Raw genomic sequence first — 2,746 nt, forward strand, 5'->3', positions numbered from 1 at the left:
CTATTAACGGTAATCATTTTGCTATCTTCTTGTTTTTTAAGAGTTAAATTGAAATTTACAAAAGTTGAACAGTGAATTTTCATATGAAAAACTACTACTTTAGTGATAAAAGAATATTGGTGAGTTAGTTTTTCTGAGCTTTGAGGCTTTTGATGGGCGTTTTTTGTCCCAAATAGCGCTTGAATTAACTTTTGAAACGGAGGATTATCGGCGCCCCTGACATGTTTCAAAATGTAAACCACAATGAACCTAAATCAATTTGACTCATTATTACCGCCACAAATGGCTGAGCGCGCTGCTGATATCGGCGTTGGTAAAGCAACCAAAGATCCTATTAAATCATTTCTGCTTGCGATCTCGGCTGGCATCCACATTGGTATTGCGTTTGTATTCTATACAATCGTGACGACAGGTGCTGGTGATATTCCATGGGGTATTACCCGTTTAATTGGTGGCTTGGCATTTAGCTTAGGGTTAATTTTAGTTGTGGTGACAGGCGGTGAGTTATTCACCAGTTCGGTCCTTACATTGGTTGCCCGCGCTAGTGGAAAAATCACGTGGGGCACTCTCATTAAGAACTGGGCTACTGTCTATGTCGGTAACCTGATCGGTGCTTTATTGCTGGTGGTCTGTATGTTGTTTACTAAGCAATATATGTTCGACAATGGTCAAGTTGGACTGAATGCAATGGCTATCTCCCAGCACAAAATGCACCATGGATTTTTTCAAGCTGTAGCTTTAGGCATTATGTGTAATGTACTGGTATGTATTGCGGTATGGATGACATTTAGTGGACGTACACTGACAGATAAAATAGCAGTGATGATTCTCCCAGTAGCTATGTTCGTTTCAGCAGGGTTTGAGCACTGTATTGCGAATATGTTTCAGGTGCCTTTAGCTATTGGGATCAAAAACTTTGCCCCAGCAGAGTTTTGGACGATGACAGGTGCGAACCCAGCAGACTACCTAGATCTTAATATGATCGACTTTATCACCAATAACCTTATCCCTGTGACATTAGGAAATATTATTGGCGGTGGGATCTTTGTTGGTATGTGGTATTGGTTAATATACTTAAGAGATTAATACTAGAAACGAGATTCATGAGAAGAGTTTTTAAGCCCACTGAATGTGGGCTTTCTTTTGCCTGCTAGAAAGTAAACCAAAAAATCCTATGTGATCATTAGCCAAGAGTTTAAAGAAATAAACTCTGTTGATTACATAAGGTTATCCACATTTTCTGTGGATAACGTGTCTCAAACTGAGTGAGTAAATTGATCATCACGAAACTGACTAGGTGCTTAATCACAGTGCCACTAAGGCGTGTCACTGCCTTTGTTGATAAATCTTATAGTAACGCGACCTTCTTTATTCAGTGAGGACTTTAGGCTTAGGTGCAGCGCAATAGTAAGTGACGAGATCATCATAACGAAAATAGCAATCATGATCATAAGTTGATATTTGATCGCGATCATTGGAGATGCTCCACCAAGGATCTGTCCGGTCATCATGCCAGGTAAAGTGACGATACCGGTTGTGGCCATCGAGGCCATGATAGGAGAAATAGCCTTTTGTATCGCTGAACGAATAAAAGGAGCAGAGGCGTATTGTGGTGATGCCCCTAAAGATAATGCCCCTTCATATTCTGACTTTCTTTGCTCGAAAGCGCCAAAGAGGTTTTGCAATGCCACAATGTTGCAGCTCAGACAGTTACCAAGGAGCATTCCTGCAATTGGAATCAAGTACTGCGCACTAAAAAGCGGAGATGGCTTTATTACAAGAGCGCAGATGAGCAGAACTAATGGAATTGCCGTTATCCCAAGGCTTAGTGATATTGGGGCTAACAGAGGTCTCTGAGGGAGCTTAGCTTTACTAATAACAGAATTGGCTCCAATGGCTATCATGACAACGAGCCAAATTAAGTTCACCCACCAACTGTTTAAATCAAATAAATACTCTAAATAGACTCCAACCAATGCGAGCTGCATTGTCATTCGAACAATACTTACCGCGGCTTCTTTGACTATCCCCAATTTTAGGTAATAGCTGAGACCTACAGGAATAAGCAAAATTGAGCTGAACAACAACAGTTGGAACCAGGATATATCGACGACTTCTGACATTGAGTGTTTCCTAATATGAAGCCTCTATGGTAACTGAATACGCTCTGAAAACTAACAAAATACACTTACATTTTGTAGCCAAACACTCCCTATATTCATTAACAAATTGAAAACAATTGCAGGGTGAAATTGTCATTATTGACCTACCTCTTAATGAGTACAAAGTTAAATAGTGTCATGATTATGTTGCTATTTTGTTTATTATTAATATCTCTGCTACATTATTAATTTGTCATATCTATTAATACTTTTTAACATGCTTTGTTAAGCCGACACATAACTGGATGACCTCAAAAAAGTGTTGAATAACAAGGCTTGAGGTAGGGGATTTGATTGAACCCTACTCTCAGTAGGTCTAATATTTTTTATCAGAAATTGAAAAACTTTGGCTCCAGCAAGTGAGCTATCCAAAATTACTAAATACAAAATAGGCAAAATGTATGAGTGATGTTAAGAAAATTGAAACTGGCGAAAAACGCTCGTTGGAGTGGAAGTCATTCCTCTTCATCGCGGTAGTTCTCTTTCCAATATTAAGTGTGGCTTTTGTAGGCGGTTACGGCTTCCTAGTTTGGGCTCTGCAAGTGTTTGTATTCGGACCTCCAGGTGCTCACGGCGGCATGTAA

The 2,746-nt window shown here is 39.7% G+C and carries 4 protein-coding genes; 2 read left to right on the forward strand and 2 right to left on the reverse strand.

What is annotated here, in order from left to right:
- The coding region (locus L4C33_RS21290; protein WP_428814390.1) for a hypothetical protein at positions 1–230 on the reverse strand (230 nt) is incomplete at its 3' end.
- Between the two features lie 13 nt (positions 231–243).
- Here L4C33_RS21290 and focA point away from each other — a divergent pair.
- Positions 244–1,086 carry a formate transporter FocA gene (focA, locus tag L4C33_RS21295; protein WP_428814391.1) on the forward strand — a complete coding sequence of 281 codons (843 nt, stop codon included), beginning with the start codon at positions 244–246 and terminating at the stop codon, positions 1,084–1,086.
- A gap of 230 nt (positions 1,087–1,316) precedes the next feature.
- Here focA and L4C33_RS21300 read toward each other — a convergent pair whose 3' ends face one another.
- Positions 1,317–2,123 (reverse strand): ABC transporter permease, encoded by an 807-nt coding sequence (locus L4C33_RS21300; RefSeq protein WP_428814392.1) that lies wholly within the window; start codon positions 2,121–2,123, stop codon positions 1,317–1,319.
- 440 nt (positions 2,124–2,563) lie between these two features.
- Between L4C33_RS21300 and torE the strand changes: the two genes are divergently transcribed.
- Entirely contained in the window at positions 2,564–2,746 is a 183-nt protein-coding gene (torE, locus tag L4C33_RS21305; RefSeq protein WP_017630464.1) for a trimethylamine N-oxide reductase system protein TorE, read from the forward strand.

It is taken from the genome of Vibrio makurazakiensis (assembly GCF_050337375.1).
In the GTDB taxonomy this organism is placed as follows: Bacteria; Pseudomonadota; Gammaproteobacteria; order Enterobacterales; family Vibrionaceae; genus Vibrio; species Vibrio makurazakiensis.